General features: G+C 43.7%; 20 protein-coding genes. 9 read left to right on the top strand and 11 right to left on the bottom strand.

Annotated features, from left to right (window positions below):
* The first annotated feature begins 68 nt into the window (after positions 1 to 68).
* From AOB57_RS10895 to AOB57_RS10870, 6 genes are all read left to right on the top strand, one after another.
* Positions 69 to 482: an EMC6-like membrane protein gene (locus AOB57_RS10895; RefSeq protein ID WP_226999474.1), complete on the top strand. Its 414-nt coding sequence runs from the start codon at positions 69 to 71 to the stop codon at positions 480 to 482.
* 475 nt (positions 483 to 957) lie between these two features.
* Complete coding sequence (locus AOB57_RS10890) at positions 958 to 2,724, top strand: ribosome biogenesis/translation initiation ATPase RLI (RefSeq protein ID WP_054299381.1); 1,767 nt, start codon at positions 958 to 960, stop codon at positions 2,722 to 2,724.
* A gap of 209 nt (positions 2,725 to 2,933) precedes the next feature.
* Entirely contained in the window at positions 2,934 to 5,123 is a 2,190-nt protein-coding gene (locus AOB57_RS10885; protein WP_054299382.1) for an ATP-dependent DNA helicase, read from the top strand.
* Between the two features lie 311 nt (positions 5,124 to 5,434).
* Positions 5,435 to 6,736: a histidinol dehydrogenase gene (hisD, locus tag AOB57_RS10880; RefSeq protein WP_054299383.1), complete on the top strand. Its 1,302-nt coding sequence runs from the start codon at positions 5,435 to 5,437 to the stop codon at positions 6,734 to 6,736.
* Between the two features lie 102 nt (positions 6,737 to 6,838).
* Entirely contained in the window at positions 6,839 to 7,246 is a 408-nt protein-coding gene (locus tag AOB57_RS10875; protein WP_054299384.1) for a DUF1699 family protein, read from the top strand.
* Between the two features lie 694 nt (positions 7,247 to 7,940).
* On the top strand, positions 7,941 to 8,348 hold the full coding sequence (locus tag AOB57_RS10870) for a DUF1699 family protein (RefSeq protein ID WP_054299385.1): 408 nt from the start codon (positions 7,941 to 7,943) through the stop codon (positions 8,346 to 8,348).
* Between the two features lie 225 nt (positions 8,349 to 8,573).
* On the opposite strand, the gene AOB57_RS10865 is transcribed toward AOB57_RS10870, so the two are convergent.
* Together AOB57_RS10865 and thiD are read right to left on the bottom strand one after the other, a co-directional pair.
* On the bottom strand, positions 8,574 to 9,872 hold the full coding sequence (locus AOB57_RS10865; RefSeq protein WP_054299386.1) for a TrpB-like pyridoxal phosphate-dependent enzyme: 1,299 nt from the start codon (positions 9,870 to 9,872) through the stop codon (positions 8,574 to 8,576).
* Between the two features lie 323 nt (positions 9,873 to 10,195).
* A complete protein-coding gene (thiD, locus tag AOB57_RS10860; RefSeq protein ID WP_054299515.1) occupies positions 10,196 to 11,554 on the bottom strand; it encodes a bifunctional hydroxymethylpyrimidine kinase/phosphomethylpyrimidine kinase in 1,359 nt (452 codons plus the stop codon).
* A 439-nt stretch (positions 11,555 to 11,993) separates the two neighbouring features.
* Here thiD and AOB57_RS10855 point away from each other — a divergent pair, with 439 nt between their 5' ends.
* The 3 genes from AOB57_RS10855 to purF all read left to right on the top strand — a co-directional run bounded on the left by AOB57_RS10855 (position 11,994) and on the right by purF (position 14,036).
* Complete coding sequence (locus AOB57_RS10855; protein ID WP_011032293.1) at positions 11,994 to 12,212, top strand: LSm family protein; 219 nt, start codon at positions 11,994 to 11,996, stop codon at positions 12,210 to 12,212.
* A gap of 152 nt (positions 12,213 to 12,364) precedes the next feature.
* Positions 12,365 to 12,535 carry a 50S ribosomal protein L37e gene (locus AOB57_RS10850; protein ID WP_082384277.1) on the top strand — a complete coding sequence of 57 codons (171 nt, stop codon included), beginning with the start codon at positions 12,365 to 12,367 and terminating at the stop codon, positions 12,533 to 12,535.
* Between the two features lie 49 nt (positions 12,536 to 12,584).
* A complete protein-coding gene (gene purF / locus AOB57_RS10845) occupies positions 12,585 to 14,036 on the top strand; it encodes an amidophosphoribosyltransferase (RefSeq protein WP_054299388.1) in 1,452 nt (483 codons plus the stop codon).
* Positions 14,037 to 14,078: 42 nt separating this feature from the next.
* Here the strand turns inward: purF and AOB57_RS10840 are convergent, their stop codons facing one another.
* From AOB57_RS10840 to glpX, 9 genes are all read right to left on the bottom strand, one after another.
* Complete coding sequence (locus tag AOB57_RS10840) at positions 14,079 to 14,474, bottom strand: secondary thiamine-phosphate synthase enzyme YjbQ (RefSeq protein ID WP_082384292.1); 396 nt, start codon at positions 14,472 to 14,474, stop codon at positions 14,079 to 14,081.
* Positions 14,475 to 14,854: 380 nt separating this feature from the next.
* Positions 14,855 to 15,463, bottom strand: a complete 609-nt coding sequence (locus AOB57_RS10835; RefSeq protein WP_226999699.1) for a hypothetical protein — start codon at positions 15,461 to 15,463, stop codon at positions 14,855 to 14,857.
* Positions 15,464 to 15,982: 519 nt separating this feature from the next.
* The gene (locus AOB57_RS10830; protein ID WP_054299390.1) at positions 15,983 to 16,927 is read right to left on the bottom strand and encodes a nucleotide-binding protein; all 945 of its coding nucleotides are present in this window, start codon (positions 16,925 to 16,927) and stop codon (positions 15,983 to 15,985) included.
* Positions 16,924 to 17,781, bottom strand: coding sequence for an ATP-binding protein (locus AOB57_RS10825; RefSeq protein WP_054299391.1), 858 nt, complete (start codon positions 17,779 to 17,781; stop codon positions 16,924 to 16,926). Before AOB57_RS10825 ends, AOB57_RS10830 begins: the two co-directional genes overlap by 4 nt.
* Positions 17,782 to 17,795: 14 nt before the next feature.
* Positions 17,796 to 19,031 carry a cation diffusion facilitator family transporter gene (locus AOB57_RS10820; RefSeq protein WP_048166969.1) on the bottom strand — a complete coding sequence of 412 codons (1,236 nt, stop codon included), beginning with the start codon at positions 19,029 to 19,031 and terminating at the stop codon, positions 17,796 to 17,798.
* A 103-nt stretch (positions 19,032 to 19,134) separates the two neighbouring features.
* A complete protein-coding gene (locus AOB57_RS10815; protein WP_048166970.1) occupies positions 19,135 to 19,512 on the bottom strand; it encodes a NifB/NifX family molybdenum-iron cluster-binding protein in 378 nt (125 codons plus the stop codon).
* Between the two features lie 199 nt (positions 19,513 to 19,711).
* Positions 19,712 to 20,143 carry a NifB/NifX family molybdenum-iron cluster-binding protein gene (locus AOB57_RS10810; RefSeq protein ID WP_054299392.1) on the bottom strand — a complete coding sequence of 144 codons (432 nt, stop codon included), beginning with the start codon at positions 20,141 to 20,143 and terminating at the stop codon, positions 19,712 to 19,714.
* A 368-nt stretch (positions 20,144 to 20,511) separates the two neighbouring features.
* Positions 20,512 to 21,822, bottom strand: coding sequence for a tRNA (N(6)-L-threonylcarbamoyladenosine(37)-C(2))-methylthiotransferase (locus AOB57_RS10805; protein WP_054299393.1), 1,311 nt, complete (start codon positions 21,820 to 21,822; stop codon positions 20,512 to 20,514).
* 86 nt (positions 21,823 to 21,908) lie between these two features.
* A complete protein-coding gene (gene glpX, locus AOB57_RS10800) occupies positions 21,909 to 22,997 on the bottom strand; it encodes a class II fructose-bisphosphatase (protein WP_054299517.1) in 1,089 nt (362 codons plus the stop codon).
* Between the last annotated feature and the right edge of the window lie 13 nt (positions 22,998 to 23,010).

Here is a 23,010-nt window from a genome sequence, read left to right as displayed (position 1 = left end):
ACTGAGATTAGATCCTGACTACGATTACATCCCGGGAATGTTAATTGCCGTTCAGGAGAGTATACAGTTTGAGTAAGCAAAACCCTAAGTCAAAGTACAGAAAGGAACCCGCAAAAGTTACAGGACGTGCTGCAGAAGGGTCTGTAGCTAAGGTTGAGACTCCGGAAAAGAAGAGTTTTATTAAGGAAAGGACGCCTGAAGAAAAGCAAAAGGAACACAGGGACGGAATCATAAAAACTATAGTAGCCGCAGTACTTGGCACAATCGCAGGAGTTATATGTTTCCGCCTTTATGGGACCGGAGAAGATAGGCAATGGTATGCAATACTTATGATTGTTATCGGGCTTACATATTTCATACAGAAGTTCATCTATCCCCAAATCAATATCGACATAAAAGAGTTCAAATTCAAGGACTGGTTCTACGTAGAGTTTATAATTCTTGATTTCTTCCTTGTTACCTGGACTCTACTCCTGAATTAAAATCTTCTTTAAATTGTCTTTCCTGAACTGCAAAAAAGGCTTTCATAAATTGAAAGCCTCCTATACATGTTTGCTACTACAGGTATCTTGTTTCAGGATTTTACAGGATTTTTATTACGGGATTTTCCGGTTTGATTTACCGGATTCCTGTAAGATTGATTTTTCCTGTAAGATTAATTTGTCCGTTTATTTATCAAATTCGTTCTTTATCCTGTTAGATTCCTGGGCGGCTCTCACATTCATATTCGTCCAACGATTCATATACTAGAGAAGGCATTTCATAACCGATACTGCTGTATATGTACAATAAATTTTCAGTAGGGCGCCCTTATTTGTCATATTGCTCTGCTGTATTAATTGGTTTTTACTATAGCAAGCCAATACTTTATGTGCCTTGCCTGAGAAATTAAGGCAGACATGCCATTCCATCTTAACTGATAAATCAATGAAAAAAACGTAATTTTCGGGGACTATTATGAGAATAGCTATACTTAATAAAGATAGATGTCAGCCCAGACGGTGCAGCAAGGAGTGCGAGAAATATTGCCCGAGGGTCCGGACAGGGGATGAGACAATTGTTTTTGAGGAAGGCGGAAAACCCGTCATTTCCGAAGAACTCTGTGTAGGTTGCGGAATTTGTGTGAATAAATGTCCTTTTAAGGCCATTATGATTATAGGGCTTCCTGAGGCTCTGAAAGAGCCAACCCACAGGTATGGGCCGAATGGTTTTGCCCTCTTTGGGCTGCCTGTGCCCAGGGTAGGAAAAGTAACAGGGATTCTCGGACCTAATGGTATAGGGAAAAGTACATCCGTACAGATTCTCTCAGGAGCTTTGATCCCTAACTTCGGACAAGAAAAAGGCGACTGGGATACCGTGCTTGAACACTATGCCGGAACTGCGCTTTACGACTATTTCAAAGCTGTTGTGGACGGGAAGGTCCGGGTTTCCCAAAAGCCCCAGTATGTGGATCTTATCCCTAAAGCCTTCAAAGGAAAAACCTCAGAACTGCTTGGAAAAACCGATGAAAGAGGCATACTTGATGAACTTATAGACTATCTTGACTTAAAAAGCGTAGTCGACAGGAAGATTTCAGAATTGAGCGGCGGAGAACTACAACGCGTGGCAATTGCAGCCTGTGCGGCAAAGGATGCCCAGTTCTATTTTTTTGACGAGATCAGCCCCTACCTTGACATCTACCAGAGGATTAACGTTGCACGCCTTATCCAGAGAATCTCAAAGGAGAGGTCAGTACTTGTGGTAGAACACGACCTTGCAATCCTAGATATGCTTACCGATGTAATTCACATTGCTTATGGAGAACCAGCAGCCTTCGGTGTGGTCACTCTCCCAAAGAGTGTACGTGTGGGGATCAATCAGTACCTTAAAGGCTACCTCCCTGAAGAAAATATACGAATCCGGCCTGAGGCCATTAAATTTGAAGTCCATCCCCCGAGAGAAGATTACCAGTTAAGGTCAATGGTTACGTTTGGCAGTTTTTCAAAGAAATTCGGTGATGGCTTCGCCCTGAAAGCTGCAGGCGGCAGCCTTCGGGAAGGTGAGGTGCTTGGAATAGTGGGCCCGAATGGTATAGGTAAGTCTACCTTTGTAAAAATCCTTGCAGGAGAAGTCAAACCTGATGAGGGAGATCCCGGCATAGATGTCAAGATCTCTTACAAGCCGCAGTACATTAAAGCCGATACCTCTGTGCGCGTACAGGACTTCCTGCGCGGGATCTCAAAGCAGTTCGGAACTAGTTACTATGAGGTAGAGATAGCGAACCCTCTCCAGCTTGATAGGATCTATGACAGCTTGCTTACGGACCTCAGCGGTGGAGAGCTGCAAAGGGTTGCGATTGCAGCCTGTCTTTCTCAGGAAGCCGACCTCTATATTCTGGACGAACCCAGTGCCCATCTGGACGTGGAACAGCGTTCCATGGTTACTAAGGTCATTAACCGTTTTGCCGAGAGCAACCAGAAGACAGCTCTTGTCGTAGACCACGACATCTATATGATAGATATGTTGAGCCAGCGCCTCATGGTTTTTGAAGGCAAGCCGTCTGTATACGGTGAAGCGCATGGTCCATTCAGCATGGAAGACGGTATGAACAGATTCCTGAAAAATCTGGGGATAACCTTTCGCCGGGATGAGGAAACAAGGCGCCCGCGTGTAAATAATCTCGGTTCAAGGCTTGACCGGGAACAGAAGGAAAGTGGAAATTACTACTACTCGGCTGGTAGTTAAATTCGCCAGACCAACCGTTAATTCAATTAGAGAAGTAATAGATTAAATCAGTTCGAAAATTTTAGAGCCGGGACTCCTTTAACCGGGAACCCGGATTTTTGCTGAGCTTTTGAATAGGTTTTTGGGAAGCTCTGTGAATAAAAAAATTTTCGATCTGCTATGAAGTTCCAAAATAGTTATTTATCCAATGTGTGAGTTTCTGATTCTCAATGAAGATAGAAAGTCTCGATCTGCCCGATGAAGTAAAACAGTTTTATCTAGACTCCGGGATTCTCGAACTTTATCCTCCTCAAGCTGAAGCTGTGGAAAAAGGGCTGCTTGAAGGAAGAAACCTGCTTGCTGCGATCCCTACGGCTTCAGGGAAGACTCTCCTTGCAGAGCTTGCAATGTTGAAATCCATTCTTAGTGGAGGAAAGGCTCTCTACATTGTGCCCCTTAGAGCTCTGGCTTCCGAAAAATTCAGAAGGTTCCAGGAGTTTTCGAAACTTGGAATCAGAGTAGGGATCTCTACAGGGGACTATGACTTGCGGGATGAAGGGCTCGGGGTAAATGACATTATAGTTGCGACCTCTGAGAAAACCGACTCATTGCTCAGGAATGAGACAGTCTGGATGCAAGAAATTTCCGTGGTTGTGGCCGATGAAGTACATCTTATCGATTCTCCGGATAGGGGCCCCACGCTTGAGATTACCCTTGCAAAACTTCGGAAAATGAACCCTTCCTGTCAAATCCTGGCGCTATCTGCAACTATCGGAAACGCTGACGAACTTGCAGCCTGGCTGGAAGCCGGGCTTGTATTAAGCGAATGGAGACCTACCGAGCTTCGGGAAGGGGTATTCTTTAACAGGACTTTTTATTGCAAAGATAGGGAAAAGCCTGTTGAGCAGTCCACAAAAGACGAAGCCGTTAATCTTGTGCTGGATACTCTCAGAGAAGATGGGCAGTGTCTCGTTTTTGAAAGCAGCAGAAAAAACTGCATGGCTTTCGCAAAAAAAGCGTCTTCAGCTATTAAAAAAATCCTCTCTGAAGAAGACAGGGAAGCTCTGGCAGAAATTGCAGACGAAATTCTGGAAAACAGTGAAACCGATACCTCGACAGCTCTTGCAGCTTGCATCCGTTCAGGCACAGCTTTTCACCATGCGGGGCTTACCGCACCTTTAAGGGAACTTGTTGAGGATGGTTTCAGGGCTGGAAAGATAAAACTGATTTCAAGCACTCCTACTCTAGCAGCCGGGCTCAACCTGCCTGCACGGCGCGTAATCATCCGAAGTTACCGACGCTATTCCTCTGAAGATGGGATGCAGCCTATTCCTGTACTTGAGTACAAACAGATGGCAGGCAGAGCAGGCAGGCCGAGGCTTGACCCCTATGGAGAAGCCGTGCTTGTTGCAAAATCATATGAGGAGTTTGTTTTCCTCTTTAAGAACTATATCGAAGCTGATGCCGAAGATATCTGGTCCAAGCTAGGAACCGAAAATGCCCTCAGGACGCATGTGCTTTCTACAATTTCCAATGGTTTTGCGCGGACAAAAGAAGAACTCATGGAGTTTCTGGAGGCGACCTTTTTCGCTTTTCAGTACTCGAATTTCGGGCTTTCTACGGTTGTGGAGGAATGCCTGAACTTTTTGCGTCAGGAAGAGATGCTTGAGAAAACCGACACCCTTACTTCTACAAATTTCGGGAAACTTGTCTCAAGGCTCTATATTGATCCTCTCTCAGCCGCTCGAATTGCAAAGGGCCTTAAAGAAGCAGAGACCCTGACCGAACTCACCCTGCTTCATCTAGTGTGCAGCACGCCTGATATGCGCCTGCTTTATATGCGGAATCAGGACTATCAGGACATCAATGATTATGTAATTGCTCATGCAGACGAGTTCGTAAAGGTGCCTAGCCCCTTTAATGTTACGGAATATGAGTGGTTCCTGGGAGAAGTCAAGACTTCCCTTCTTCTGGTTGACTGGGTACATGAAAAATCCGAAAATGAAATCTGCTTAAAGTTCGGTATAGGGGAAGGAGACATCCATGCAATTGCAGATATTGCAAAATGGCTAATGCATGTCACGGCCCAGCTTGCAAAGCTCCTTGAACTCAAAGGGGCAAAAGAGGCCGCAGAACTGGAAAAAAGAATCCATTATGGAGCATCTCCCGAACTTATGGATCTGCTTGATATAAGAGGCATAGGACGCGTGAGGGCAAGGAAACTTTACGAGGCAGATTTCAGGTCTTCAGCAGAGCTTGCTGGGGCTGACCCCGTGAAAGTGGCTGCGCTTCTGGGGCCGAAGATCGCAGATAGGATTTTTAAGCAGATCGGCAGAAGAGAGGCGTCCCCTGGAATTGCTGAGCCCAAACTTCCTGAGAAAAGTCCTTCTTCGGGGCAAAAAACGATCAATGATTATTGATTCTATCTGTTCCATTCTTTTTATCTTCTGACATTTCATATCTATATTTTTTTTTCTACTGATGGGTTCAGTAAGGGATAAAATATTAAATGAAAGCAGGGATTTAATTGGATTGAATTATCAGGTTAACAATTTATCCGATTAACCAATTATTCAATTATCAGGTTAACCGGCTCTCTGGTTGTCTGAATCTCAGATTAACTGATTATCTGATTCTCAGATTAACCTATTATTGATTTATATCAAACTCGCCAGTTTATATAAAATTCTCAGATTCCAGGCTTATCAAATCCTGTCAGGTTCTTTCAGAGATGATCATGATGTTATTCAAAAAATTGTCTGATGTTTCGGAAACTGAAATGCAGAAATTGCTCTCCCGGGGATCCGGGCTTGAGGATGTAGTGAAAACGGTTTCAGCCGTGCTTCTGGACGTGCGCACTAAAGGAGATGCCGCGCTCAGGGAATATACGGCTAAATTCGATAAAGTCGAGCTTGAAAACTTTGAGGTTAGCGAAGAAGAGTTTGAAAAGGCTCTTTCCAGCATAAGTCCCGAACTCCTGGATCACCTTAAGTCCGCAGCCGAAAATATAAGAGCTTTCCATGAGGCTCAGCTTCCGGAAACTACCTGGTTTATGGAGCTAAAACCAGGGATTGTGCTGGGTCAAAAGGCAACGCCGCTGGAAAGTGTGGGTGCGTATGCCCCTGGAGGACGAGCCTCCTATCCTTCAACCGTCCTCATGACTGTAATCCCTGCCAGGGTTGCAGGCGTTGAACAGGTCATAGTTTGTACGCCACCTAGGCAGGATGGCTCTGTACACCCGCTTACGCTTACTGCTGCAAAGATTGCAGGAGCGGATAAAGTTTTCAAACTCGGCGGCGTGCAGGCTATTGGGGCAATGGCTTATGGGACTGAAACAGTTCCGAAGGTGGACAAAATCGTAGGACCTGGAAATGTTTTTGTCACATCTGCCAAAATGCAGATCAGGGATGTTGCAGAGATTGACTTCCCGGCAGGCCCAAGCGAGGTTCTCATTATTGCAGACGGGTCGGCAGATGCCGTTATGGTCGCATCGGATATTATAGCTCAAGCTGAACATGATCCAAGTGCGGTCTCGATACTCATCACAGGTTCGGATACTCTGGCAGAAGCTGTAAAAAGAGAAGTGCTTATTCAGGCTGAACAGGCTGCAAGAAGCAGTATTGTAAAAGCTTCTCTTGAAAATGCTGCAATTCTCACGGCAGATTCCCTGGAACAATGTATTGGCTTCAGCAATAAGTTTGCTCCCGAACACCTTGAGATTATGGTTTCGGATCCGGATCTCGTACTTGATAAAATTAAAAATGCAGGATCAATTTTTGTAGGAAACTATGCTCCCGTTCCTGTGGGGGATTATGCCTCAGGGACCAATCACGTACTCCCCACGTCCGGATACGCGAAACTTTACTCAGGTTTGAATATTAATCACTTCATTAAGTACTCGAGTATTCAGAAAATCAGCAAGAGTGGGCTTGAAAGTCTGAAAGAAACTATAATCGCATTAGCCGAGGAGGAAGGTCTACAGGCACATGCTGATGCTATTAGAACTCGCTTTGGGTACAAACCTTGTAAATAATATTTCTGCTAATCGATATGTATATAAAATGTAAATGCGTAAACAAAATTTGACTTTTAAATAAATGAAAAATTAATTCTTAAATAAAGAGTGGGGATGCGTATGAAAATCAGAGTAGTTAGTTCACGGGAGGAAATTCCTACCCTAAAGCCGAATGAGAAGGTTATCCACCTTGCTTTTAGACCATCTAACAGGGACGTATTTATGCTTGCGGAGACATGTCCGAAAATTGAAGCGATACAGCTTCCTAAATCTTACAGAAGGACTGTTTCCAAGTCAATTGAGATGTTCCTGGAGATGCAGAAGATAAATCTTCTGGAAGGAGATGTTTGGGGGCACAGAAAAGATATAAATGAATATTACAATGTCTCTCAGAATATTCTGGAGAAGATTCAGGAATTAAAAGCCGATCGCTTCTCCAATGAGGCTATTGCCGAAAAGCTCTCAAGGGAAAGCAAACTGAACTCGGACATGATTCTTTATATCCTGAGCAAGAAAGTTGTGGATTAATCAGTCAATTCTTCAGGCATCTCCCAGGGATATACCTGAGTATAAACTTCTTTTCAGGCAGTGTCTACGGGGGATGACAGCGAACAGGGATAAACAGCAAACTAAGAACAGGAATAAAGGATATTTCTTCGAACAGGAAAAATTGAGATAGTATCTTTAAAGAGTCCTGGAAGTTTTCTAAAAGCTTTTCCTTAAAATACGAATCCTTATTTTCAGGATGGAACTCCATCCTGGAACCATCTAATGTATACTTTTCTCAAACTTCCTGGGTTTGCATTTCTATTTTATATTTCTCGTGTCTTTTTATTCTTCAGGTCATTCTATTCTTTCCCGCAGTATACTCTTCTATCTATTTTTTCTCTGAATACACTTCTACCTGATTAACACACTTCTACCTGATCAACACACTTCTACCCGATCGACACATTTCTACCCGAGCATATCCCTATAAAATTTCCTGCAAAATTTCCTTTTTATATTTATTAAGAACAATTTAATTAATTTAAAAGCACTTAAAAAGTGTTATTCCAGTTTTTTCTTAGTTATTTTATTTTTGCTTTTTCATATACTCTTTTTTTGCAGGTATCTAAAATTATAGGGACAAAACTGGAAGGCATACTAGTAAATTATTTAAATGAAGTCGTGTAACTTACTTTATTAATTGTTTAGTTAACTTTTGGGTCGGGGGATCTATATGAAAATAAGAGTTGTTAGTACAGGAAATGAAATTCTATCACTGAATCCTAATGAGAAGGTTGTTCACCTTGCATTCAGGCCATCAAATAAAGATGTTTTTCTGCTTGTTGAGACCTGTCCAAAACTGGAGGTGATCCAGCTTCCAAAATCATATAGAAGGACAGTCTCGAGAGCTATAGAGATGTTTCTGGAAATGCAAAAGGTTGAGCTCCTTGAAGGGGACGTATGGGGGCACAGGAAAGATATTAACGAGTACTTTATTATTCCTCCTTCCGTAATTTCAAAAATAAGAAGCATGAAGGCTGAAGGCACTCCCGCTGAAAGAATTGTCGAGAAGATAGCACAGGAGAGCAAGCTTAATCCTAAAATGGTTTCTTACATTATGAGCAGGAAGGATTTAGAGTAAATTAGAGTAGAACCACCCGAGTTCCCTCTCTTGGAGGACGTACGAATTGTGATCTAAGACTATACAACACGAGTTCCTTCTCGCCCGAGTCCCGTTTCGCCCTAATCCCGTCTCGGAAGGACGGCCCGAATTGCGCCTCAGGAGAGTAGTCCTGACTTCGAAATTTGAGGATGCCTTAAGGGCATCCCCCAAATTCTGGATTGATTTTTACTCTTTTTTCCGGGTTCAGGAGAGTTCTTTGTTGAAGTATTTGTCATAGGATGTCATGTCGAAATGCCCGTGCCCGCTGAGGTTGAAGAGGATTGTTTTTTCTTCCCCGGTTTGTTTGCATTTGAGGGCTTCGTCTATTGCGCAGCGGATAGCATGAGAGGACTCCGGGGCAGGGACTATGCCTTCAGTCCGTGCGAACTGTACACCGGCATCAAATACAGGGTACTGATCGTATGAAACGGCTTCAATAAGCCCTTCAGCGCAGAGTTTACTTATGATTGGGGAGTCCCCATGATAGCGGAGACCGCCTGCATGGATGGCAGGAGGCACATGCTTATGTCCCAGGGTATACATTTTCAGAAGCGGAGTCATCTCTGCAGTGTCTCCGTAGTCGTACCTGTACTCACCTTTGGTCAGGGTAGGACATGCCGAAGGCTCGACTGCGATTATTCTTGCATTGCCCTTTCCTTCAAGCCTGTCTTTAATAAATTCAAGGGAAATTCCAGCAAGGTTACTTCCTCCTCCGCAGCAGCCTATGACTATATCAGGATAGGTCTCAACTTTCTCAAGCTGCTTTTTGCTTTCAGACCCGATTATTGTCTGGTGAAGTATAACATGGTTAAGCACGCTTCCGAGAGAGTATTTTGTGTCATCGTGCGCGATTGCATCTTCTACGGCTTCACTGATCGCGATTCCCAGACTTCCTGGGGTATCTGGCTGCTCTTCAAGAATCTTTCTCCCAAATTCCGTATCCGGGCTGGGTGAGGGCACAACATTACCTCCCCACACTGTCATCAGGGATTTCCTATAGGGCTTCTGGTAATAGCTGGAACGAACCATATACACTTTGCACTCGAGTTCAAAGTAATTACAGGCAAGAGCTAATGCACTTCCCCACTGCCCTGCCCCGGTCTCGGTTGTCATCCTCTCGGTTCCCTCTTTCATATTATAATAGGCCTGGGCAATTGAGGTATTTGTCTTGTGGCTGCCGGCAGGACTCACCCCTTCATATTTATAGTATATTTTTGCAGGGGTTTTTAGAGCTTTTTCCAGCCTGTGAGCCCTGTAAAGGGGGCTGGGTCTCCAGAGTTTGTAGATCTCGTGAATCTCCTCAGGGATATCGATAAACCTTTCATCGCTCATTTCCTGCTTGATAAGGGCTTTTGCAAAGATCGGCTCAAGGGCTTCTGGACTTATAGGCTCCCAGGTTCTGGGATCAAGAGGTGGCTCAATAGGAGAAGATAAGTCTGAAAGGACATTATACCACTGTCTAGGCATCTCATTCTCATCAAGGATTATCTTGGTCTGTTCCATAGGTTTACTCCATCATTCTTTTACGTACAAAATCGTACCTCGACGTATTTAATTGTTACTTAATTTACATTTAAGGTGTTCATATTCCATCTATGTACTTTAGTGAAGAATCAGAAAGTCTGGAGGGGAACTGTCTCTCAAAGCCATGAACCAAAAAGGAAAACCGTTCAGTGGAGAAACTGGGGAAAAATAGAGCGATTAAAAATAGGAATTGGAAATAAGGAAAATGGCCAGAACCAGAGCCTGACTTTAAGAAACTTCACTCGATTCCGGGAGTCCTATTCGATTCTGGAACGACCGTACAGATACATAAGTACCTGGTTTTAACAGGGTTTTTGCCGTATCCTTTCAGCAAGCTTCACAGCAAGTTCTGCCACTTCAGTCGCGCCTGTACCGAGCAGGCGTATCATTGGTTCTTTCCCTGGGCCGCCTTTATCATAGATGACTTTCGGCATACCACCATATTTTTTAATTGCTTCGGCTGTGCCCCAGTCCATAGTTTTGGTGTCCTTCGGTTCTTCAACTCTGTCAAATGAGGAAATTCCAAGCTTCATTTCTCTGCAGGCCTCAAGGGCTTCTTCTGAATATTTTACGTTGATTGCTGCCTTTATTTGAGAATTATAACGAAGGGAAGCAAGAATAATCCTTGCTACATGCCTGCTGGCTCCGAAATCCACACAGCCTACCGCAACTGCCCGCCCGCGATATCTCACGATTCGACCTTCAACTGCTGCAACATCCTCGTAACTGTTAGCTTCTGGAATAGCCATTCCTATGTTACAGCCTACCTCAGGAATAAGATCTGGAAAATTAGGGTTGTTTTCAAGGGTTAAAACGGCTTCTTTTAGATCCCTTAAAACCAGGTAGCGCTCTTTTTCTTCAAGGATCGCACCAAGCTGGTTTACAGGGTTGACTCCTTTTCCTGCATGACGGCTCTTAAGGATCGCCTGCTCAACAAACTTCTTTGCTTTCTTTGCAGCTCCTTCAAGACTCTCTCCTAAGGCTAAAAAGGCTGTCAATGACGCAGAATAGGTGCATCCCGAACCGTGTGTTCCCCCTTTAACGAAAGTGCCCGGAATGTGAGTAAAAGTCTCAGAAGCAGCCTCATAAATCAAGTCCGTGGCATCCAGGTGCCCTCCAGTGATAATGACAGCTTCGGCACCCAAGTCCGCAATTTTTGTGGCTGCGATCTTGGCATCTTCAGGGGTTTTGACTTCCATGCCGGCAAGTGCGCCTGCTTCTGACGCATTGGGCGTTGTAACCCTGCAGGAGGGCAGCAGATCCTCAACAAGAACAGAGAGAGCTTCTTTTCGCAGCAAGTCGCCTCCTGCTTCCGCAGCCATAACAGGATCCAGCACAAGGGAAAGTCCCTGTTTCCTTACTTCTTTTGCAACCTCTCTTATGATTTCCGATGAGGCAAGCATGCCGGTTTTTGCCCACTTAACTTCCATATCGGAACAGACAGCCTCTATCTGGCTGGATACGGCTTCAGGAGCGAGATCAAATGTCTCTAGGACGCCTGTAGTATTCTGGGCAGTGACCGACGTAATGGCGCAGGTCCCGTGCACTCCAAGGGCGGCAAAGGTTTTCAAATCTGCAGCAATTCCGGCTCCTCCTCCGGAGTCCGAGCCTGCAATAGTCATAACAATGGGAGTTCCTATTTTAAAGGGTTTTTCTGTCATGTATTTCTCACTTTTATTCTCGTATTCCCAAGCTTTTTTCCTGGCAATGAGGTTAATTAATTTAACATTGTGCATTCAAAGAAATTTTGTTAGGTTTTGATAGAATTGCCTGTAAAAAATTTTCTCAGTATCCTTGAACAGCCATTCATTTTCTCCTTGAAGGTATTCTTTATGAGAATATTTTTTTCATATCATGGTAATTTTGAGGAGAATCTCTCTTAGTGAGGGTATTTTTGAAGAATGCCTTGCTCATATAAGGGTGTCTTTTATATGAAAACTTGAAAAATGATATATTGCTTCGATACATTTATATATTGTATTTGCGACTTTGATGCAAATAATCAAATTTAAACGTAACGACCAGTTTAAAATCTGAATTAATTATTTATACTGATATGGATAATGACTTAATTTATAATGTTTTAAGGGGATTGTAAGGATGGCAAACCGACCTCTGGATATTTTGAACAACGCACTGGATACACCTGTAATCGTTAGATTGAAAGGCGCACGCGAGTTTAGAGGCGAGCTGAAAGGATACGATATTCACATGAACCTTGTGCTTGACAATGCTGAAGAGCTTAGAGAAGGAGAAGTTGTAAGCAAGTTCAGTAGTGTCGTTATTCGCGGCGACAACGTGGTATACGTATCTCCGTAATCTATATCAAGCACTTTATCTATTATCGTTAAACCTCGGTGAGTAACAGGGCTATATTGTAGCTGGCCGCAGGAAGTAAATTCAGAAAAACAGAACCGCTTTAGATTATCGAATATTGCTCTAATAATTGATTTTTAGCAGGAGATTTAGGAATGAGTAAAGGTACATCATCAATGGGAAAAAGGCAGAAACGCACGCACGTCAAATGCAGACGCTGCGGCAGTGTTTCTTTAAACGTGCATACAAAACAGTGTACTTCATGCGGCTTTGGAAAAACATCTCGCATGAGAGCTTACAAGTGGCAGGCAAAGTGTAAGTATTAAACCTGTCTGTTCCACTTTATCTATTTTTTACCTGCACCGGAGGCCAAAATTGAAAGAAGAATGCGGTGTTGCAGGCATAATTCTACCAGAAGACAGATCCCTATCCAATACTGTTGCATTCAAACTGTATTACGCCCTGTATGCTCTCCAGCATAGAGGACAGGAATCCACCGGGATAATGGTATATGACGGTACATCCTCTCATTCCATCAAAGGCATGGGTCTTGTTCCTGATGTGTATAACAAAGATTCTGTAGGATGTTTAATCGGGAACGTAGGAGTAGGGCATGTTCGCTACTCAACATCCGGAGGATCAAAAATCGAAAACTGTCAGCCCTTTGTCCTGAACTTCAAAGGCGGAACAGTTGCAATTGCCCATAATGGGAACCTGGTTAACGCCAAAGCCCTCAAGGACGAACTGGAGTGCGAAGGCCGTATCTTTATCAGCGATTCCGATACCGAGGTTATTGGTCATCTTCTCGTAAAGGAACTGATAAGGCACAAGCCTGTAGAATCGATCCGTAACGTCATGCGCAAACTTGTAGGCTCCTATTCCCTAGTAATCCATATCAATGGCACTCTCTATGCCGTGCGGGATCCTTTCGGATTCAAGCCGCTCTGCTTTGGAGAAGTCGATGGAGGATATGGAGTTTTCTCTGAAAGTGTAGCCATTGATACTCTCAATGGCACGCTTATCAGGGATGTGCAGCCAGGCGAGGTGATAGTCTTTACTGGTGACGGCTTTGAGAGCCACCAGATAGGATGCGAGCCTCATCCTGCACATTGCGTGTTTGAGTTTATTTACTTTGCAAGACCTGATTCCGTGATTGACGGCAAACTTGTCTATAAAGTTCGGGAAAATATCGGGCGCGAACTCGCCAGAGAGCATCCGGTTGACGCTGATATTGTTTCTCCAGTTCCGGACTCTGGGATTACGTCGGCAATTGGTTATGCCAGGGAATCAGGTACCAAATACCTTGAAGGCCTGATGAAAAACCGTTACATTGGGCGCACGTTTATCCTGCCTGGTCAGGAATTGCGTGATACTGCAGTCCGGCTAAAAATGAACGCCATCCACGATAACGTTAAAGGCAAACGTGTGGTTCTGGTTGACGACAGCATTGTCCGGGGTACAACCTCAAGGCGGATTATAGATATGGTCCGCAGATCAGGAGCATCAGAAGTTCATGCGCGGGTAGGAAGTCCTGCAATTATTGCTCCCTGCTACCTGGGTATAGATATGGCTACCAGGCAGGAACTTATCGCATCATATAAGACTATAAAAGAGGTCGAAAGCCTAATTAATGCCGATTCCCTTGGATACCTGAGTATTGACGGGCTCATGCGTGCTCTGGAATGCGATAAGAACGACATGTGCATTGGCTGCCTCACAGGTGAGTATCCAGTGGAAATTCCTGGAGAAAATTGCAGAAAGAAGCAAATGCGTCTGGATGATTTCAATAATCCGGAAGATTCAAGAATGGCTTCAGGCAATTCGTAAGAATCTTCTATTATTTTTGATTACCGCTTGTTCTTTACGGCATTAAGCCCTTAGAAGCGTAATATTTACAGTTCTGGTTCTTGGTCCATCCATTTCGGCAAAGAAAATTCTCTGCCAGGTGCCCAGCTTAAGCTTTCCTTCCGAAACAGGCAGAGACTCGCTTGCTCCAAGCAGTATTGCCCTGAGATGAGAGTCGGCATTGTCGTCTATACGGTCGTGCCTGTATCCTGCGCCAGCAGGCACCAGCTTATTTAAGAGATCCAGGATATCTTCTTTTAGCCCAGTTTCATTTTCGTTTATTATGATGCCTGCGGTAGTGTGCTGTGTGCTGATAAGGCAGATGCCTTCAGATATTTCGCTTTTCCTTACTTCTTCCTGAACCTCTGAAGTGATATCTACAAGCTCAACACGTTTGGAAGTCTTGATTTTGAGTTGCAAGGTCATCCCTCTAAAGCTTTCAGGTTTTATTCTCAGGCTTTTCTCCTTTGTTTAGTGGTATATACAGGTTCTTCATCCTGTGTATGATAAATAGTTATTTAGAGGAGATAAAAATCGTTATTTCCAGTTAAAAAAAGCATAAAGTACTGCTTTTAGCTAGCTGGGTTAATAAAACCAGCGAGGTAACGTTTGAATATCTGGGAGGTAGATAACAGGGCAGGATTACCCTGAGGGGATTGGAATCAAACCGTGGAAAGGCGGTAGCTATAAGCATCTCAAGTATGTAATGCTCATATTCTTAGGCTGTAAGTATTTTATATTTTGAGTTTTGTGGAGTCACAAACTAGTTATGAATATTAGATATTAATCTCCAAATAATTTTAAAGAGGGGGCCCGGGCTCGTCTTCCTGAAGGAGTTCGGAAAATAGCATTGGGCAGTCCGGGATTTCTTCAATATTTATCATAATCAAATTGATGTAGTAAGGTCCTCCATGTTTAATGTCTACATGAGAGGGATCAACGAATTCCCAGGTATCTACAGGATGATTGAGGTAAAAAGTCTCAAGCTCAGGGTTGTTCGAATACTTTCTAGAAGGGAAGCCTATGGCATGGATTCTGGAGTCTAAAAGGGATTCTGTTCCCATATCCAGGACAAATGCAAAAAAGTAGTATTCCCCGTGAGGAAGATCAAGCATGAACTTGATGTCCATACGAAGTTCGGATAATAGAAGGTTCTGCATGCCTTTCCTGTACACCATAAGAAGCAGTGCCCTGTCTTTAAAAAGGAGTTCCTGAACCGTGTCTGGCAGGAAGAGATCCCCGAAGACCAGCTCAAACTGCTCATAACTCGGAGCCTTAAAATCATTCCTTATGAACAACAGACTATCCTGGCTCAAAAGTGAATAACCAAGATTACCTTCGAAATCGATTATAGGATAATTTCCTCTAGAGACTTCTCCCCAGAACCCGTTAAGAGCCTCGTTATCCATTCTGGACAACAGGCGTACACATGTTCCCACAGCAATATCTTTCAGTGTTTAAACCCCCTCAAATACAATAAACAGCATTATATCAAAGAAACACAGGCAAGAAATGCAAGAGATCTTTTAGCAAAACTGCAATACAGGTCATTATTCCAGATTCAAATGACCTATCATTTTATGCAAATTCATAGACCGTTATTCTAAATTCACAGGTTATTTTACTCAAATAGCATGTTATTATATCTAAAGTTTATATACAAAGGATATTATATAAATAATAACCTGCGAAAAAAGAATATAAAACTCCAAATCTGATACTTTTTATCTCAAAAAATAAAAAATCTAAGGCTGCAAGAACATGCAGCCGAAAAGAGGCTAAATTACAGATGCCTGATTGATAAGATTTCCAAAGAAATAATAGATTTTGCAGGAATCACTTATCAGCTCAGCGTATTGGTCGAATGTCCGTGGAAAATATCACTAGGATCTCAGAATAATGAATTCATATTCAGATTTTACCGAAGTTTATAAATTCCTCATCTCAAGGTGTATAATCTCCTCCTGTTTACCCTGAAGATCCACAAGTGTCTCTTCTACCTTAACCCAGATTTTCCTTATCTGGTTTGCAAACTCGCTTACATTTGCGTACTCATTTGCATACTCATTATTTTTAGCATATTCTATTACGGTTTGCTTATGAAGCATAGCCTTTGTTGCAATGTCATTATATGGAAGCCTGCCAAGTACCTGAATACCAGTATTGGTACAGAATTCTTCGATCCGGCGGGTATTCTCTTCATTTATATCATATTTATTGATGCAGACAAAAGCCGGGATCATGAAATGTGCAGCAAGTTCAAGGACTCTTTTCATATCATGGATTCCGGAAACCGTTGGTTCGACTATCACCACAACCAGGTCTGTCCCTGTAATAGCTGCAATAGCTGAGCAACCTGTTCCGGGAGGTCCATCAATAATAATCAAATTCTTATGGAACTTCTCCGCAAGTTTCTTTGCGTTGCTTCGAACTACGCTTACAAGTTTTCCACTTGTCTCTTCCCCTATATCGAGCCTTGCATAAGCCATTGGTCCAAGACGGGTTTCGGAGTAAAAAGCCTGACCTGAGATTCTTTTTTCCATGGAAATTGCTCTCTCAGGACAAACAATACTGCAGACTGTGCAGCCTTCACATTTGTAAGGGTCGATTCTAAAGTCTTTATTTATAGCCCCATACCTGCAAGATTCTCTGCATACTCCGCATTTAGTACAGAGTTCCGGATCAATCAGAGAAACCTCAAGACCGCAGTAGTCTTCTTTTTCAAGAATCCTGGGCTCCAGAATAAGATGCATGTCGGCTGCATCCACGTCGCAATCTGCAATAACGGCACTTCCTGCAAGCGAGGCAAAGGCTGCCGTAAGGGTTGTCTTTCCAGTCCCCCCCTTTCCGCTGATCACAGTGAGCTGTATCATATTCCCGCTTCCTCCTTACCTGCAAGCTGAAATTTTATTGCCTCGAACACGCCAAGAAACCTCTCATTCCATTCAGGCATCTCTCGAACAAAAGGAATGCCTTTAGAATAGAGCTCTGCAATCTTTCGATCATTTGGGATCTTGAGGAGAACAGGAATTCCTTCGGCTTTGCAGTATTCCTCAACCCTTGAGTCTCCTAACCCATAGCGGTTAATGATAACTCCAAAGGGAACTTTAATTGCTCTTACAACATCTACTGCAAGCCTGAGGTCATAGAAACCGAATGGGGTTGATTCCGTCACAAGCACACAGTAATTCATGCCTTCAATAGAGGTGACTACTGGGCAGGCAGTTCCAGGCGGCGCATCAAGAATTGCAATCTTCCGGTCATCAATATGTTTCTTGAGTGTTTTGATAACAGTCGATGTCATTGTTTCCCCGATATTCAAAAGTCCCCTGTAAAACTCCGGATAACTCTCTCCTTTTGCCTTTTCGATCACTCCAAGTGATCTCTGGGATTCCTGGATTGCTTTTTCCGGACAGAGGATAGTACATCCCCCACATCCGTGGCAGAGGGAAGGGAAAAACAGAACTCTGTCAGGTAGTGCAGCAAGGGCGTTATAACGGCAAAAGTCAGAACACTGCCTGCAGATGTTACATTTTTCCTGATTTATTACAGGCACCGAGCAGACGACATCTTCCACTTTCTCAAGCTCAAAGCCAAGGAAAAGATTACAGTTAGGCTCTTCAACATCACAGTCAAAAAGCTGTACATCTGAAAGAGCGAGGGCAAGATTTAAGGAAACCGTGGTCTTTCCTGTTCCTCCTTTTCCGCTTGCAATTACAATTTTCATATTCGATCTCCGTGTTATTCCATAGGAGCTGTGATTTCTTCAAGATCCTGGAATCTGTCAAGGACATCTCTTACAGTGGCTGCCCCTTCAGGGATTCTCAGTATTTTTATAAAATTATCCCGGAGCATATAGAAGGGGACTTTTGCAACTGTTTTTACCGCAATGGCGTTTGCCTTTTCCCTGATAACTAAGTCTACAGCTTTCACACCTCTTTTCTTCTCGGAATTGGAAAACAGGTTTTCAAGGATTTGCCAATCTCCTACCCTACCTTCTTCAAGCTCTACAAAGAGAAAATAAGGGGATTTTCCGATATGTTCCGAAAGCTCTGCTTGAAAACCGTTCCTATCAAGAACTGGAAGGGCTAGCTTTAAGTTCTTCCTGCGTACGGGCTTTAAATTGACAACAATATGCTCCAGGTTTTCCACTTCTTTTTTAACAGCCGTTTTAATATCTTCTGATAGCAATTCCACCCTTTTCAGGTCGGTCTCGCCCTCTATTTCGACAGTGGCTTCCCCGAAAACCACAAGCCCGGATTTTCGGAGTTTCAGGTCTTCGAGCTCTATCAAGCCAGGGATATTGTATATATTTTTTTTAATCCTCTCACTTTTCTCTTCATCAAGCCAGGCATCCATCAACGTGAGCACTGCATCCCTTGCACTTTCGATCCCCATTTTGAAGATCAAAAGAGAAATTAAAATAACGCCCAGGTTGTTAAGTTCCGAGAACCCCAGTATGGAGCCAAGAACTGCCACAACCACAACCATCGATGAAAAGACATCCGTATAAGAGTGTCTTGCATCAGTTATCAGAGCCTGGGAATTAATCTTGGTCCCTACATTTCGTTTATATACTGAAAGCCCATAGATTACAAGCACGGAAAAAACAGCTGTTGCAAGAGCAAGCCCCTGGAACTCAAGTTTGGAAGCAGTACTCACGCCTGTAAAGCCCTCTTTTAGCAACTCAAAACCGGAAAACAGGATCAACAGAGAAACAAAGAGAGCTACAATATTTTCTGCTTTATAATAACCGTAAGGGAAATGCTTCCCGCTGCTTTTAAGGCTTATTTTGAGTCCAATCAAGACTGCCAGCGAAGCGAAAATATCCAGTCCCGTATGGACTGCGTCCGCAAGCAAAACCATGCTTCCGGAATAAATACCTACAGCCCCTTTAAGAAAAGCGAGGAGTGCAAGCGCTAGAGTCGAGTTTCTTGAGGCTTTTACCCCGAGTTTTAAGTTATCCTGTGAATTCATTTGAAGACCGCTTAAACATGTGTTATCGCTTTATTCCATAATTTAAAATACAGAGGCTATAGAAATCAAAATATCTCTGGCACTGGGAGTAAAACTCACGATTTCAGTGCTGGTGATGCTCCTCATTCCCGTGCTCGGAACAGGAATTCTCAGCAGTTGCGTTCTGGAGCTTTCCTGCTTTCCAGGCTTCAAACGTCTCCCTGACTGTGCCTCCAGCTCCTACAAAAACCTTAATTCCATATGACTCGAACATACGAACAGCCTTGAACCCTAGCCCGCCACAAAGCATGACGTCCACTCCATTTTGATTAAGGTATTCAGGAGGGAGCCCGACACCTCCCATGTGCTCACTGGTATTGGGAATTACCATGACCTGATCAGTCTCAGTGTCAATTATGGTGTAAGTGGGAGCTTTTCCAAAATGCTGTTCAACAATTCCCTCCAGACCATTTTCATCTCTTGTAGGAATACTTACTCTCATAGAATCACCTGCATTTTTTATCACCCTTATTAATCAGTAGCTTTATTGTTGCACTGATCTTTTTTCTCGTAAGATCATAATTATATAAATTTTTAGAAAGAAAAAATATACCGTTTTTCATACATGGAGGAATGTGTCTAATATCACAGATTCTGTTCTTAATCATGGATTCTATTTTACTTAGCTAGCAAGTTTTGTCTTACATGCCTCTGCCCATCCCCCTTCCCATACCACCTCCTTTCATTCCCCTTCCCTTACCATTTCCCTTTCTCATACCAAAACCAGGAGTGCTATTGGGACTGCGGATTGGCTGCAGTTCTCCAGCTTCATACTGGCTAATAGCCTCCCTAACTGTACCCTTTGCTCCAACCAGAACGTCGATACCAAACTCTTCAAAAATAGAAAAAGCATTGGGACCTAAACCGCCTGTTAAGAGTGCAGCGACCCCCGCATTTGCAATAATTTCGGCTGCTTTAATACCAGCACCGCCAGAAGCTGCTACACTCGCATTTGATATGGATTCTACAGATCTGGTATCAGGGTCATAAATTATAAAATGGCTGCATCTCCCAAACCTTGGGTCCACTTCGGAGTCGAGCCCTTCACTGCTGGCTGTTATACAAATTTTCATTCTATTAACCCCGTATTTTTTTCTTTGTGACTGATTATACCCGAAAGTTCTGAAACCTTATTTTCCCACATATGAGTGAAAGTATTTATATGTTACTATTTGAAGATGAGGTTGTTATATTTACCTGTATTGAGTAAATTAGCTGCCAAAAAGAGACACAGAGCAAGTTTAGATTTTTAATTCTTTTTGAAAAAAGCCGGATACCAGGAGCTGAAACTATTAGAAATAGCAGGAGTTAAAATTATCAGAAATCCCTCTGCTGAACCTGAATTTGTGCTTCTGTCCGGGCATAAGTTAAAGTATTCAAGTTCTTAGATTTTGGACTTTGATTAAAAAATAAGTCTTCCAGCAGAGGTTTTCGTAGCAGATCAATTGTCAACCAGTTTGCCGAGGAAATAACCGGGCTTTGCAGCAACGATTTCCACATCAACATATTGACCGGGTTTCAGGTTCGAGCCTCTTATCACGACAGGACGGTAGGAATCCGTGCGGGTGAGAACATCCCCTGTTTCCGTATATTTAGAGACAAAAGTCCGGCCTTTCCAGCCTACCATAGCCTGCTTTGATTCAAGTTTGATCTGCTCACAGATTTTGTGTAAATCGTGAGAACGCTTGACCGAAATCCGGGAATCGAGGTTCCTGAAGGAAAAAGCTTTCGTGTGCGGGCGAGGAGAATATCTTGAAATATTGACCTTTTCAGGGCGGTATTTCTGTATCCATTCGACAGTCTCCCTGAAGTCTTCATCAGTTTCATCGCAAAAGCCAACGATTATGTCGGTGAAAAGAGAAAGGTCTTCGAAACGGGCACGGAACTTTTTTATGATAGTATCCACGGTGTCCATTTTATGCAAGCGGTTCATTCTCTTCAGGACTGAGTGGGAAGCAGACTGAATAGGGAGGTGAAGGAGTTTGAAAATTTTGTCTGAGTCAAAAGCATCTACAAGATCATCGAGAATAGGAAGGACAGAGAAGGGATTCATCATACCTATCCTCACTTTGAAGTCTCCGGGAATTTCCGAGATCATGCGCAGGAGCTCCGGAAGTTTGACACCCGTATCCATTCCGTACTGGCTGTCGTCCTGGGAAGTAAGCCAGATTTCCCTGCATCCGTCTGCAACAGCTGCGCGAATGTCTTCCACAATCTCATCCGGTGGAAAAGAATGCAATTTGCCCCTTGCATATTTTACAATGCAGTAAGAGCAGGCGAAATTGCAGCCCTGGGAGATCTGGCAGATATGAATATTCGGATTGGAACGCTCGCGTGGAACATTGAGAAAACCCAGGGGTTCGGAAGTCCTGAGCTCAAGACGTGTTCCTCCTGACAGACCTCTCTTTTTTCTCTGCTCAAGTGAGGAAAGAAGCTCGCCAAGCCGGGAAATCGCATTTACTCCCAGGATATGGGCTTCGGGATTTGCGTGGAGAATATCTTCAAGCTGCACCTCGGGCATGCACCCGGAAACGATTACCTGCACGCCTCGTTCACCCATCCTGCGGAGCTTGTAGAGTATCTTTTGTTCTGTAGTGTATTTTACTGTACAGGAGTTACAGATGTAGATCTCTGCCTGGTCGGCAGTGCCCGGACTCAATAGCTCATGCCCGAGCCTTTCAATGCTTGCCTTCATGATCTCGGCTGATGCCTGGCTTGCCGAGCAGCCAAAACTTTCAAGATAGACCTTCATATTCTGACTCTAATGCCGTGTTTTTTAGTTATATCTTCTTAAAATCCGTGTTTTAAAAAGAATGAAAAAGGAAAGGATAAAGGGATTTACAGGTAGAGAGGAGTGTCCCGCTTATCCCTTATATAGATGCTGTCTGTAAACTTGACAGCTCCGGATGAACCCATGGAAATCGTATGCACTCTTGCATCTCCACCACCAAACAGATTGACTTCACGCAGAAAATGGCCTGGAGTTACGGCTGTTGCTGAAAAGATAACGTCGTTCCCGGGTACAAGTTTATTTGTGTCAAGCACATCCTTGAGGTTTTCAAGAGTAATTCCCATTTTTTCAAGCCTGGGCATTTTTTCCTCGATTTCCTGATTGATCATATTCTGAGACTTTCCATTTGCAACCGTGGGAAGCACAAGCCTTGCCAGAATCTTTCCGCCAAGGATCTTGATCGCAGCAGCTGTAAGTACAGCTTCGCCTGAGCCGCCTGCACCCATTACCATATGAATGCCTGACCCACGGATTGCAGTCGAAACCCCAGGCATAAGGTCTCCATCACTGACCAGCTTTACACGGGCTCCAGCCTCCCGAATCTCGGTTATTTTCTGGACATGTCTTGGCCGGTCAAGAATTACAACAACGAGTTCTTCAACACTTCTCTCAAGGGCTTTTGCGACAATCTCCAGGTTATGTCTGACAGGAGCATCCAGATCAATTGTTTCACCGGGATGTTCTTCTTCATATCGCACCACATCCGGTCCGACAACAATCTTATCCATGTAAATGTCAGGCCCGTGGAAAATTCCCCCCCTTTCCGCCATTGCCATGACTGAAACCGAGCCAGGGATGCCATCTGCGGTAAGGTTCGTTCCTTCAAGAGGGTCGACGGCAATATCGACTTCCAGGTTTCCCTTTCCTGTGCCTACCTGCTCCCCTATATAAAGCATGGGAGCTTCATCCCTTTCTCCTTCCCCTATCTTGATTATGCCTCTCATATCAAGCTTATTCAGCATCCTCCTCATAGCAGCGACTGCTACCTGATCAGCAAAATTTTTATTCCCGCGCCCCATCTGGTAGGCTGCGGCAATGGCAGCAGTTTCGGTCACCTGAATAAGTCTGGGCAATAATTCACACTCAATTGGTCCCGCACGATCAATTATTCTTTCTACGGTCTTCGGATACGATATGGTAATCAACTCC

Source organism: Methanosarcina flavescens (genome assembly GCF_001304615.2).
Taxonomy (GTDB): domain Archaea; phylum Halobacteriota; class Methanosarcinia; order Methanosarcinales; family Methanosarcinaceae; genus Methanosarcina; species Methanosarcina flavescens.
This window is presented reverse-complemented; position numbering and strand designations above follow the sequence as displayed.

Coding starts and splice junctions, on each gene's coding strand:
- AOB57_RS10890 (WP_054299381.1), top strand. CDS start 958: ATGAGAATAGCTATACTTAATAAAGATAGATGTCAGCCCAGACGGTGC.
- AOB57_RS10885 (WP_054299382.1), top strand. CDS start 2,934: ATGAAGATAGAAAGTCTCGATCTGCCCGATGAAGTAAAACAGTTTTAT.
- hisD (WP_054299383.1), top strand. CDS start 5,435: ATGATCATGATGTTATTCAAAAAATTGTCTGATGTTTCGGAAACTGAA.
- AOB57_RS10875 (WP_054299384.1), top strand. CDS start 6,839: ATGAAAATCAGAGTAGTTAGTTCACGGGAGGAAATTCCTACCCTAAAG.
- AOB57_RS10870 (WP_054299385.1), top strand. CDS start 7,941: ATGAAAATAAGAGTTGTTAGTACAGGAAATGAAATTCTATCACTGAAT.
- AOB57_RS10865 (WP_054299386.1), bottom strand. CDS start 9,872: ATGGAACAGACCAAGATAATCCTTGATGAGAATGAGATGCCTAGACAG.
- thiD (WP_054299515.1), bottom strand. CDS start 11,554: ATGACAGAAAAACCCTTTAAAATAGGAACTCCCATTGTTATGACTATT.
- AOB57_RS10855 (WP_011032293.1), top strand. CDS start 11,994: ATGGCAAACCGACCTCTGGATATTTTGAACAACGCACTGGATACACCT.
- AOB57_RS10850 (WP_082384277.1), top strand. CDS start 12,365: ATGAGTAAAGGTACATCATCAATGGGAAAAAGGCAGAAACGCACGCAC.
- AOB57_RS10835 (WP_226999699.1), bottom strand. CDS start 15,463: ATGGATAACGAGGCTCTTAACGGGTTCTGGGGAGAAGTCTCTAGAGGA.
- AOB57_RS10830 (WP_054299390.1), bottom strand. CDS start 16,927: ATGATACAGCTCACTGTGATCAGCGGAAAGGGGGGGACTGGAAAGACA.
- AOB57_RS10825 (WP_054299391.1), bottom strand. CDS start 17,781: ATGAAAATTGTAATTGCAAGCGGAAAAGGAGGAACAGGAAAGACCACG.
- AOB57_RS10820 (WP_048166969.1), bottom strand. CDS start 19,031: ATGAATTCACAGGATAACTTAAAACTCGGGGTAAAAGCCTCAAGAAAC.
- AOB57_RS10815 (WP_048166970.1), bottom strand. CDS start 19,512: ATGAGAGTAAGTATTCCTACAAGAGATGAAAATGGTCTGGAGGGAATT.
- AOB57_RS10810 (WP_054299392.1), bottom strand. CDS start 20,143: ATGAAAATTTGTATAACAGCCAGCAGTGAAGGGCTCGACTCCGAAGTG.
- AOB57_RS10805 (WP_054299393.1), bottom strand. CDS start 21,822: ATGAAGGTCTATCTTGAAAGTTTTGGCTGCTCGGCAAGCCAGGCATCA.